General features: G+C 41.9%; 12 protein-coding genes. All 12 read left to right on the top strand.

Translation table 11 applies throughout. From position 1 onward, the window contains the following. Complete coding sequence (locus DW930_RS02225) at positions 1-555, top strand: LemA family protein (protein WP_023023190.1); 555 nt, start codon at positions 1-3, stop codon at positions 553-555. Positions 556-707: 152 nt separating this feature from the next. Then, positions 708-1,784 (top strand): aspartate-semialdehyde dehydrogenase, encoded by a 1,077-nt coding sequence (locus DW930_RS02220; protein ID WP_023023193.1) that lies wholly within the window; start codon positions 708-710, stop codon positions 1,782-1,784. 88 nt (positions 1,785-1,872) lie between these two features. Further along, positions 1,873-2,808 (top strand): 4-hydroxy-tetrahydrodipicolinate synthase, encoded by a 936-nt coding sequence (gene dapA, locus DW930_RS02215; RefSeq protein WP_023023195.1) that lies wholly within the window; start codon positions 1,873-1,875, stop codon positions 2,806-2,808. A gap of 71 nt (positions 2,809-2,879) precedes the next feature. After that, positions 2,880-3,218 (top strand): ATP cone domain-containing protein, encoded by a 339-nt coding sequence (locus DW930_RS02210; protein WP_006597242.1) that lies wholly within the window; start codon positions 2,880-2,882, stop codon positions 3,216-3,218. A 125-nt stretch (positions 3,219-3,343) separates the two neighbouring features. Then, positions 3,344-4,195: a ribosome biogenesis GTPase YlqF gene (ylqF, locus tag DW930_RS02205; RefSeq protein ID WP_023023197.1), complete on the top strand. Its 852-nt coding sequence runs from the start codon at positions 3,344-3,346 to the stop codon at positions 4,193-4,195. Beyond that, positions 4,182-4,952, top strand: a complete 771-nt coding sequence (locus DW930_RS02200) for a ribonuclease HII (RefSeq protein WP_120701959.1) — start codon at positions 4,182-4,184, stop codon at positions 4,950-4,952. The genes ylqF and DW930_RS02200 overlap by 14 nt, the downstream gene beginning before the upstream one ends. A gap of 12 nt (positions 4,953-4,964) precedes the next feature. Further along, complete coding sequence (locus DW930_RS02195; protein ID WP_120701958.1) at positions 4,965-5,891, top strand: ROK family protein; 927 nt, start codon at positions 4,965-4,967, stop codon at positions 5,889-5,891. A 76-nt stretch (positions 5,892-5,967) separates the two neighbouring features. After that, positions 5,968-6,810, top strand: a complete 843-nt coding sequence (dprA, locus tag DW930_RS02190) for a DNA-processing protein DprA (RefSeq protein WP_120701957.1) — start codon at positions 5,968-5,970, stop codon at positions 6,808-6,810. Positions 6,811-6,902: 92 nt separating this feature from the next. Then, positions 6,903-8,990, top strand: a complete 2,088-nt coding sequence (topA, locus tag DW930_RS02185; protein ID WP_023026804.1) for a type I DNA topoisomerase — start codon at positions 6,903-6,905, stop codon at positions 8,988-8,990. 107 nt (positions 8,991-9,097) lie between these two features. Then, positions 9,098-9,775, top strand: a complete 678-nt coding sequence (locus DW930_RS02180; protein WP_023023209.1) for a SatD family protein — start codon at positions 9,098-9,100, stop codon at positions 9,773-9,775. After that, positions 9,759-10,463 (top strand): DUF3307 domain-containing protein, encoded by a 705-nt coding sequence (locus tag DW930_RS02175; protein WP_117744235.1) that lies wholly within the window; start codon positions 9,759-9,761, stop codon positions 10,461-10,463. The genes DW930_RS02180 and DW930_RS02175 overlap by 17 nt, the downstream gene beginning before the upstream one ends. 173 nt (positions 10,464-10,636) lie before the next feature. Then, on the top strand, positions 10,637-11,971 hold the full coding sequence (trmFO, locus tag DW930_RS02170; RefSeq protein ID WP_023023213.1) for a methylenetetrahydrofolate--tRNA-(uracil(54)-C(5))-methyltransferase (FADH(2)-oxidizing) TrmFO: 1,335 nt from the start codon (positions 10,637-10,639) through the stop codon (positions 11,969-11,971). Positions 11,972-12,008 lie beyond the last annotated feature (37 nt).

The following is a 12,008-nucleotide window of genomic DNA, read 5'->3' as shown; positions in this document are numbered from 1 at the left end:
ATGTCAGGTTTAATGATTGCCCTTGTTTTTTTTGCTCTTGTCATTTTCTTGTGGTTTATCGGAGAAAGCAACCGTTTGAACCGTTATCAGGTCATGATTGAAGAATCTAAAAGAACGGTCGATATCACTCTGGTGAAACGCTACGATACCATTTCGGAAATGTTGAAGGCCTCTAAGGCTTATGCCAAACATGAGGAGAAAGTCTTTAGCGAATTGGTAGCCCTTCGCCAAGGTGCTTCCATTCAAGAATCCAACCAAGTTATTGCCAATCAAAATGATGTTTTGGCACAAATCCGAGCAGTGGGTGAGAATTATCCAGAGCTCTTGTCTTCTAACCAATTCTTGGCCTTGCAAAAAGAAATTGCTGACGAAAATGAAGATTTGGCAGCCTCTAAACGAATTGTCAATAGCAATATTAGTCAAATCAACCAAGCCATTGTAACCTTCCCAACATCTGTTGTTGCAGGGATCAAAGGCTTGTCACAAGTTCCATTTTTATTGGAAGACACGCAAGGGAAGAAGGACTTGAGTGATTTGGATTATGAGATCCATTAATTTTTATTAAAAGCTTTCATATCTTTAGAAACGATCCCGGTCTTAGATCGGGATTTTTTTTAGAAATGAAAATACGCTTTTCATTTACTGGGAAAAATAGTATAATAGATGAAATTCACAAATTTTTAGAAAATTCCGAAAGAGGTTTTATTATGGGATATACAGTTGCTGTTGTCGGCGCGACAGGTGCCGTTGGTGCTCAAATGATCAAGATGTTGGAAGAATCGACACTTCCAATCGATAAAATTCGCTACTTGGCGTCTGCTCGTTCAGCTGGTAAGGTATTGAAATTTAAGGATCTAGACATTACGATTGAAGAAACAATGGAGAACGCTTTTGAAGGAGTTGATATTGCTCTCTTCTCTGCTGGTGGTTCAACTTCTGCAAAATACGCACCTTATGCTGTGAAAGCAGGAGCTGTCGTGGTCGACAATACGTCTTACTTCCGTCAAAACCCAGATGTGCCATTGGTTGTTCCAGAGGTGAATGCTCATGCCCTTGATGCTCACAATGGGATTATTGCTTGCCCTAACTGTTCAACAATCCAAATGATGGTGGCACTAGAGCCAGTTCGTCAAAAATGGGGCTTGGATCGTATCATCGTATCGACTTACCAAGCTGTCTCTGGTGCAGGTATGGGTGCTATTCTTGAAACACAACGTGAACTTCGAGAAGTTTTGAATGATGGAGTGGATCCGCGTGATTTGCATGCAGAAATCTTACCATCAGGTGGCGATAAGAAACATTATCCAATCGCATTTAATGCTCTTCCTCAAATTGACGTCTTCACTGATAATGACTACACATATGAAGAAATGAAGATGACAAACGAAACCAAGAAAATCATGGAAGATGATAGCATTGCAGTTTCGGCAACGTGTGTACGTATTCCGGTCTTGTCAGCTCACTCAGAGTCAGTTTACATTGAGACCAAAGAAGTAGCTCCAATTGAAGAGGTAAAAGCGACCATCGCAGCCTTCCCAGGTGCAGTACTGGAAGATGATGTTGCTCATCAAGTATACCCACAAGCTATTAATGCTGTTGGTTCTCGTGATACCTTTGTTGGTCGTATCCGTAAAGACTTGGATGCTGAAAAAGGGATCCATATGTGGGTAGTTTCTGATAACCTTCTTAAAGGAGCAGCCTGGAACTCTGTTCAAATCGCAGAAACTCTTCATGAGCGTGGATTGGTGCGCCCAACAGCTGACTTGAAGTTTGAATTGAAATGATTCTATAACTGAATAAATTGTAATGGGGACAGTGACCAACTTTTGGTGCTGTCCCTCTTCCCTATGATTGAATCAAGAAGGAGGATCTATGTCTTATCAAGATTTAAAAGATTGTAAAATGATTACCGCCTTTATCACCCCTTTTCACGAAGATGGCTCGATCAACTTTGAAGCTATTCCTCCTTTGATTGAGCACCTCTTAGCTCACCATACGGACGGAATTCTATTAGCTGGTACCACGGCCGAAAGTCCGACACTGACACACGATGAAGAATTAGAACTCTTTGCAGCGATTCAAAAGGTGGTGAACGGACGGGTTCCTTTGATTGCTGGTGTCGGGACCAATGAAACCCGAGATTCTATTGAGTTTGTAAAGGAAGTAGATCAGTTTGGAGGTTTTGCTGCTGGGTTAGCTATCGTCCCTTACTACAACAAACCTTCTCAAGAAGGAATGTATCAGCATTTTAAAGCTATTGCAGACGCTTCTAACTTGCCAATTATTATCTATAACATCCCAGGGCGCGTGGTTGTAGAAATGACACCAGAAACCATGCTCCGTTTGGCCGAACATCCAAATATCATCGGGGTCAAAGAATGTACGACTCTAGCCAATATGGCTTACTTAATTGAGCATAAGCCAGAAGAGTTCCTCATTTATACGGGAGAGGATGGAGATGCTTTCCACGCCATGAACTTAGGGGCAGACGGTGTCATTTCAGTAGCTTCCCATACCAATGGGGATGAAATGCACGAAATGTTCCAAGCGATTGAGCACAATGATATTAAAAAGGCAGCGGCTATTCAGCGCCAATTTATCCCTAAAGTTAATGCTCTCTTTTCTTATCCAAGTCCAGCACCAGTTAAAGCAGTCTTGAACTATATGGGCTTTGAAGCAGGGCCTACTCGTTTACCATTAGTTCCAGCCCCTGCTGAGGAAGCGAAGCGCATCATCAAGGTTGTAGTGGATGGGGATTACCACGCATCGAAAGAAATCATCACGGGAGTTCTTCGTCCGGATTATTGATATTTTAGATTCTTGACAAATCTCCTATTTATTAAGATAATAGAAGTATATTGAAGACCAAGGAGAAAAAGATGGAAGTCATTAAACGTAGTGGTGAAGTAGTAGAATTTGATCCAGATAAAATCTACCAAGCTGTTTTAAAAGCGGCTCAAACAGTCTATGTCTTAACGGATGATCTTCGCCAAAACTTGGCGCAAGTGACCAAGAAAGTTGTGATGGATCTGGAAGAAGCGAAAGTAGAACGTGCGACTATCAGCATGATCCAGTCAATGGTTGAACACCGCTTACTTGGCGCTGGTTATATTACCATTGCTGAACACTATATTTCTTATCGCTTGCAACGTGATTTGGAACGGAGTGGTTATGGAGATCACATCGCTGTTCACTTGCATTTTGAGCAAATTCGCTAAAATAAGAAACGAAGTTACAGATGTAGCTTCGTTTTTGTTTGTAAAAATGGGAAGCAGTTTTATAAAAGAAATACCGTATTTCATGGTATAATAGATAGGATTGAATGTTGAAAGGATTTCATTTCATGGCGATTATTCAATGGTTTCCTGGACATATGTCCAAAGCTAGAAGACAAGTACAGGAAAATTTAAAATTCGTGGATTTTGTAACGGTTCTGGTGGACGCTCGTTTGCCATTATCCAGTCAAAATCCCATGTTAACAAAAATTGTTGGTGACAAGCCTAAGTTGATGATTCTGAATAAGGTAGACTTGGCAGATCCTGTCGCAACAAAAGAATGGCAGGGGTATTTCGAATCTCAAGGAATCAAAACATTGGCTATCAACTCCAAAGAGCAGTCGACAGTCAAAAAAGTAACAGATGCGGCTAAGTCTTTGATGGCAGATAAAATTGCTCGCCAAAAGGAACGAGGGATTCAGATTGAAACCCTTCGGACCATGATTATTGGGATCCCAAATGCTGGTAAATCAACGCTGATGAATCGTTTAGCAGGGAAAAAGATTGCCGTAGTTGGAAATAAACCAGGTGTAACCAAGGGACAACAGTGGTTGAAAACCAATAAGGACCTCGAAATCTTGGATACCCCAGGGATTCTTTGGCCAAAATTTGAAGATGAAGATGTAGCTCTAAAATTAGCTTTAACGGGTGCCATTAAGGACCAGTTATTGCCTATGGATGAGGTGACTATTTTTGGTCTGGAGTATTTTAAATCTCACTATCCAAAAGAGTTGCAAGAACGCTATAAGCAAATGAATTTGGAGCAGGAAGCACCGGAAATCATCATGGAGATGACCCAACGCTTAGGCTTTCGAGATGATTACGATCGTTTTTATAGCTTGTTTGTTAAGGATGTACGAGATGGTCGTTTGGGCCGCTATACCCTTGATCGCGTAGGTGAAGTGGATGCCAACGATTAAAGAAGTCAAAGAGCGTTTGGCAACGATTGATAGGCTGGATCATCCCTTGTTTGAAGAGTTAATCTATGATGCTCGAGCGGGCGTTCAGTCGGCCATCAACAAACGAAAACGTGAACTCCAAAAACAAGTAGACGAAGACCTGCGTTTAGAAAAAATGCTCACCTATGAAAAAGAATTATATGCCCAAGGGATTCAGCTCATTGCAGGAGTGGATGAAGTAGGACGAGGCCCTTTAGCTGGGCCTGTCGTCGCTGCAGCTGTTATTTTGCCTAAAAATTGTAAAATTCCAGGTTTAAACGATAGCAAGAAAATTCCTAAATCTAAGCACCAAGCTATTTACCAAGCGGTTTTGGATCAGGCTATTTCGGTTGGGATTGGGGTAAAAGACAATCACGTCATTGATCAGGTAAATATCTATGAAGCGACGAAATTAGCTATGCTAGAGGCTATTCACGAGTTGGACCCACAGCCTCAACATCTCTTGATCGATGCCATGAAATTGGATCTTCCTATTTCTCAGACCTCCATCATCAAGGGAGATGCTAATTCCCTGTCTATCGCGGCAGCTTCTATAGTGGCTAAGGTGACACGGGATCAGATGATGGCGACATATGACCAAGAGTATCCAGGTTATGATTTTGCACAGAATGCGGGCTATGGGACCACCAAGCATCTTGAAGGATTGGAAAAACAAGGGGTTAGTCCAATCCATCGTCGAAGCTTCGAACCCATTAAGTCCATGACTGCTGTTGACTAGGAGGAGAAGAAAATGCTCTTAGCCTTTGATATCGGGGGAACCTTTATTAAATATGCCTTAGTCGATGAAGCCTATCAAGTGAGCGATTCCTCTAAAGTCCCGACACCAGATACTATTGAGGACTTTTGGGAAGCCCTCGAGCGCGTGATTTGCTCGTTCCAGAATCAAATTACAGGGATTGCCATCTCATGTCCAGGTGAAATCAATAGTCGACTTGGTTTTGTCTTTAAAGGTGGCCTAATTCCTTATTTGAGGAATATTCCTTTAGCTTCTCGTTTAAATAAGATGTTTCAAGTTCCTGTGACCGTCCTCAATGACGGAGATGCTGCGGGTTTGGCAGAAGCTCGAATTGGAAACCTCCAAGATTGTTACTGTGGTGCAACCTTTGTATTGGGAACTGGCGTAGGATTAGCCTTGACTTCCAATGGTTCTTTAATTTCTATTTTGCATCTCAAGGATTATCTTCGTTGGCCGAACCCAGAGGAGCCACCAACAATTCCAGAACAAAAACAATTTCAGAGAGAGATTTTGAAGCATGGGATTTCCAGTTTGGTTCAAAATTTAGGCTCAGCTGTCAACTTTGTAGCTCAAGCCAGTCAGCTCTTGCAACTGCCGGAAGAGGATGGCATCCAGGTTTTTGAAGCCCTTCACGCTGGTTATCATGGGGAGTTACAAGACTTATTTATTTCTTATTGTCGGGAAATTGCAATCCTGATCTATAATCTTCAGTCACTTGTTCGGCTTGAAAAAGTGACGATTGGTGGAGGAATTAGTAGCCAAGACCTTCTTTTAGAAGAAATCAACCATCAGTATAAATTGTTGTTTGAAGAAAGTAGTGAGCAACGATTTTCTTTACTAGAGATACAAGCAGCTCGTTACCACAACTCAAGTAACCTTTTGGGGGCCGTTTGTCATTTTAATATTGTAGAAAATCATTAAAAAGTTCTATTTTTAGAGCTTTTTTTGTTTTCTTTTACGAATATTATAAATAGATAGTAGAAAATGAGGTTTACGAATGAACAAATATGAACTTTATAAATTAAAGGTTTCTGGCCTGTCTAATCTACAGGTTTTTAACATTGTCAATTACTGGGAAATGAATGGGGAATGGCCTTCTTTAGAATTAATAGCAAAAATTGCAGGATGTCGCAATCAAACACTTTTTATGGAACGATATATTCGGATTGATGACAAGGTCTTGATGGAGGAGTTCAAAGAGTTTGATTCGATATCCATTATGGATTCAGAATATCCTGAAGAACTTCTTTGGATGCATAACCCACCTGTTTTGTTGTTTTACTCAGGTAATATTGACCTTCTTAAACATCCCAAAATAGCAGTTGTGGGGAGTCGATCCTGCAGTCGCACAGGGATTCAATCTGTCGAAAAAATTATTTATGAGTTAAACAACGAATTGATTGTGGTGAGTGGATTAGCCAAGGGGATAGATGCTGCGGCTCATTATGCAGCTATTCGAAATGGAGGAAAAACAATTGGTGTGATTGGTACTGGGTTAGATGTCTTCTATCCTAGATCTAATAAACAGTTGCAGAAGTACATGAGTGTGAGCCATTTGGTTTTAACAGAATATGGTCCTGGCCAAAGCCCTCAAAAACACCATTTTCCAGAGCGTAATCGGATTATTGCTGGTCTTTCTAGAGCGGTGATTGTGGCAGAAGCGCGGATGAGGTCTGGGAGTCTGATCACTTGTGAGCGTGCTATGGAAGAAGGTCGTGATGTTTTCGCTATTCCAGGTTCTATATTGGATGGTCGTTCTGATGGTTGTCATCACCTCATTCAAGAAGGAGCAAAGCTTGTGACCAGTGGAAAAGATGTCCTAGATGAGTTTGAATTTTAAAATGAGTTTTCCTATAGGAGAACTTCACGGTTGACATCCCGAAAAAAATAGTTTACACTCTATGAGGTTTATTACAAAATAGAGGTAAAAAAGTGGCTACTAAAACAAAAAAGAAAACCACAACAGCTAAAAAGAATTTAGTCATTGTGGAGTCTCCTGCGAAAGCGAAGACAATTGAAAAATATCTTGGTAGAAATTATAAGGTCATGGCCAGTGTGGGGCATATTCGTGACTTGAAAAAATCTACCATGTCCATTGATTTTGATAACAATTATGAACCTGAATACATTAATATTCGCGGAAAAGGTCCTTTGATCAATGAATTGAAAAAAGAGGCTAAAAAGGCCAAACAAGTCTTTCTCGCAAGTGACCCGGACCGTGAAGGAGAAGCTATATCTTGGCACTTGGCCCATATTCTTCAGTTGGATAAGGAAGATAAGAACCGTGTTGTTTTCAATGAAATTACTAAGGATGCGGTAAAAAATGCCTTTCAAGAACCCCGTAAGATTGATATGGATCTGGTAGATGCTCAACAAGCACGCCGTGTCTTGGATCGGATTGTAGGGTACTCGATTTCACCAATTCTATGGAAAAAGGTGAAAAAGGGACTTTCTGCTGGTCGGGTGCAGTCAGTTGCTCTTAAATTGATCATTGATCGGGAAGAAGAAATCAATGCCTTCCAACCAGAAGAATACTGGACAATTGATGGAACCTTTAAAAAGGGAACCAAGCAGTTCCAAGCCAATTTCTATGGAATGAATGGCAAGAAGATGAAACTTCAAAACCAGGAGGATGTGAAAGCTGTTCTTTCGCATCTCGATGGGAAAGAGTATATCGTTGAAAAAGTTGAGAAAAAGGAACGCAAACGCAATGCGCCCCTTCCATACACGACTTCTTCTATGCAGATGGATGCGGCCAATAAGATTAACTTCCGTACTCGTAAGACCATGATGGTAGCTCAGCAGTTGTATGAAGGAATCAATATTGGATCAGGTGTTCAAGGTTTGATCACTTATATGCGTACGGACTCGACTCGGATTAGTCCAGTCGCTCAAAATGAAGCAGCTAGCTTTATCGTTGATCGATTTGGAGAGAAGTATTCCAAGCACGGAAGCCGGGTCAAAAACGCTTCTGGTGCCCAAGATGCCCATGAAGCTATTCGTCCTTCTAGTGTTTACAATACGCCTGAGAAAATTGCTAAGTACCTAGACAAGGATCAGCTCAAGCTCTACACCTTGATCTGGAACCGTTTTGTGGCTAGCCAGATGACAGCAGCTGTCTTTGACACTATGAATGTCCGTTTGGGGCAAAATGGTGTTCAATATACAGCGAATGGTAGTCAGGTGAAATTTGACGGTTATTTAGCGATTTATAATGATTCGGATAAGAACAAGATGTTACCGGATATGGAAGAAGGGGATACTGTCACTCAGGTCAATAGCAAACCTGAACAGCACTTTACCCAACCACCAGCTCGTTATTCTGAAGCGACCTTGATTAAGACGTTGGAAGAAAATGGAGTGGGACGTCCTTCAACCTATGCACCAACGATTGAGACCATTCAAAAACGCTATTACGTGAAGCTTGTAGCCAAACGCTTCGAGCCAACCGAGTTAGGGGAAATCGTCAATAAACTGATCGTTGAATTCTTCCCAGATATCGTCAACGTAACCTTTACTGCTGAGATGGAAGGGAAACTAGATGATGTCGAACTTGGGAAAGAGCAGTGGCAAAAGGTTATCGATTCCTTCTACCAACCATTTAAAAAAGAAGTAGCCAAGGCTGAAGAAGAGATGGAGAAAATTCAAATCAAGGATGAGGCGGCTGGTTTTGACTGTGAGGTTTGTGGAAGTCCCATGGTCATCAAATTAGGACGTTATGGTAAGTTCTATGCTTGTAGCAACTTCCCAGATTGTCGCCATACCCAAGCGATTGTCAAAGAAATTGGGGTGGAATGTCCAAACTGTCATCAGGGCCAAATCATCGAGCGTAAAACCAAACGGAACCGTATCTTCTATGGATGCAATCGCTACCCAGAATGTGAATTCACTTCTTGGGACAAGCCAATTGGCCGTGACTGTCCAAAATGTGGTCAGTATTTGGTTGAAAAGAAAGTCCGTGGTGGTGGCAAGCAAGTTGTATGTAGCAATGGTGACTACGAAGAAGAAAAAGTGAAATAAGTTTTTAGAATGATTCGATGTCTATTATAACGGCAATTTTATAAAATGTCTGTTATAATAGACATTTTTATTTTTTTTCGTTATAATAGACATAAGGAGGTGGGCTTATGTATCTTGCTTTGATTGCAGATGTCATTGATTCTAAAATGGTTCAAGAACGTTTCAACCTGCAAAAACAGTTAGAAAAAACGCTTCGAAAAATGAATGAACTCTTTGGAGATTACTTGGCATCCTGTTTTACCTTGACCCTGGGCGATGAGTTTCAGGCACTTTTAAAAGTGGATGCTCCAGTTTTTCAAATCATCGATACCTTGCGTTCAGAACTAAGCCCGACTCAACTACGTTTTGGTATCGGACTTGGAGAGATTGCAACAGCTATTGATCCCTTGCAAAGTATTGGGGCAGATGGTCCAGCCTATTGGAACGCACGCGCGGCCATCAATCTGGTTCATCAGAAAAATGACTACGGCAATACCCAGATTTATTTTTCAAGCGGGAACGACAGCAAGGACTTATTGGTGAACGCCCTCATTGCTTCAGGAGAAGCCATTCGTTCGGGTTGGCGTGGCAGTCAGGAAGAAATCCTGCTAGATCTTCTTAAGAGATTTGTATACAGTGAGAATTTTAGTCAGCAAGACTTAGCTCAATCACTAGATATCAATCCAAGCGCACTGTCTAAACGCTTAAAGAGTAGTAGTATTCGTGTGTATTTACGGGGGAGAGCAGCTGCCCTTGCTAGTATACAAGCTCTAGTGAAAGGAGAGGCTTATGACCGGATTGTCTAGTATTGTAATGAGTCCATACTTGATTCTCTTGTTGATTTGTCATTTGTTATCGGATTATTATTTTCAAAGTCAAAAGATGGCGGATCGCAAGAATCGGGATAAGAAGGTTCTAGGCCTTCATATTCTCTATGTAGCTCTTCCCCTAATCGTCGTTTCCCTCTGTCACCTGGACCTATGGTGGATTTGCTTGATCATTTTGCTAACTCATGCAGGGATTGATTACAGCAAGCCTTGGGTGCAAAAACAATGGAAATTAACAAACTCATGGGCTTTTACGGTGGATCAATTCTTGCATGTCGGTATCATCATTATTTTGGTCTTCTTGGGAGTAAAAAATAACACGACCTACCTGTCTGCTGATATCTTAAAGCTGATCTTTTATGTCCTCCTGGTGGGAAAACCGACCAATATCGTCTTTAAAATTCTCTTTGCCAATTACCAGCCGACGATGGAGGATAAAATGGATACCATCACTGGGGCTGGTTCTATGATTGGTTTTTTAGAGCGGTTGATTATCGGCGCCTGTCTCGTGTATGGACAATTTGCTTCTATCGGCCTAGTCTTTACAGCCAAATCCATCGCTCGCTACAATAAAATTTCAGAGAACCCAGCCTTCGCGGAATATTACTTGATTGGGTCCTTATTCAGTATTCTATCTGCCCTCTTAGCAGCCTGGTTGTGTTTATAAGAAAACAACTAACAGTCGATAGACCAGACAGGAAGGATTAGCCTCCCTGTCTTTTTTATGCCCTTTTTGGTATAATGGACCAAGTATCAATTTAGAAAGATTTGTGGGTGTCAAACAGTCCAGATAGTTGTTTTGATATGAACTTAGGTTCCACCCAAAGAGGTATTAGTGTCATGTCTCAATCTTATATCAATGTTATCGGTGCGGGCCTTGCTGGCTCGGAAGCAGCTTACCAGATTGCCCAACAGGGAATTCCTGTAAAGCTCTATGAAATGCGTGGGGTCAAATCCACTCCGCAACACAAAACAGACAACTTTGCTGAGCTAGTTTGTTCGAACTCTCTTCGTGGGGATTCGTTAACCAATGCTGTTGGTCTCCTCAAGGAAGAAATGCGTCGTCTTGGTTCTGTCATTCTGGAGGCAGCTGAAGCAACTCGAGTGCCGGCTGGTGGAGCACTCGCTGTGGATCGCGAAGGCTTTGCTAAGCGGGTAACAGAGAAGGTGTCCCAACACCCTCTGATTGAAGTGATTCGCGATGAAATCACGGAATTACCGACGGATGCTATCACAGTGGTCGCAACGGGTCCTCTAACTAGTGATGCTTTGGCTGAAAAGATTCATGAGCTTAACGGAGGAGATGGCTTCTACTTTTACGATGCAGCAGCTCCTATCATCGATGTCAATACAGTTGATATGAGTAAGGTTTATCTCAAGTCACGTTATGACAAAGGAGAAGCAGCTTATCTCAACTGCCCAATGACCAAACAAGAGTTTATGGACTTCCATGAGGCTTTGATCAATGCGGAAGAAGCCCCGCTTAACTCTTTTGAAAAAGAAAAGTATTTCGAAGGTTGTATGCCAATTGAAGTTATGGCTAAACGAGGGATTAAAACCATGCTCTATGGTCCGATGAAGCCAGTTGGACTCGAGTATCCGGATGACTACAAAGGGCCTCGGGATGGGGAGTTCAAGACACCATACGCAGTCGTTCAGTTACGCCAAGACAATGCGGCTGCTAGCCTTTACAATATCGTCGGTTTCCAAACGCATCTCAAATGGGGCGAACAAAAACGGGTCTTCCAAATGATCCCTGGTTTGGAAAACGCTGAGTTTGTGAGATATGGAGTCATGCACCGCAATTCTTACATGGACTCTCCAAATCTCCTTGAGCAGACTTACCGTTCTAAGAAACAACCAAACCTCTTCTTTGCAGGTCAAATGACAGGAGTAGAGGGCTATGTTGAATCAGCTGCCTCAGGCTTAGTAGCCGGGATCAATGCGGCACGTCTCTTCAAAGGCGAGGAAGCAGCCATTTTCCCAGAAACAACAGCCATCGGAAGTCTGGCTCACTATATTACCCATGCCGATAGCAAGCATTTCCAGCCCATGAATGTCAACTTTGGAATTATCAAAGAGCTAGATGGTCCACGCATTAGGGATAAAAAGGAACGTTACGAGAAAATTGCCGAACGTTCTTTACAAGATCTGGCAACATTTATTGGAAAATAAAGTCAATCAATGAAAAAGTTTGGAGAAATCCAGACTT

Source organism: Streptococcus sp. AM43-2AT, assembly GCF_003603405.1.
Lineage (GTDB): Bacteria > Bacillota > Bacilli > Lactobacillales > Streptococcaceae > Streptococcus > Streptococcus ilei.
This window is presented reverse-complemented; position numbering and strand designations above follow the sequence as displayed.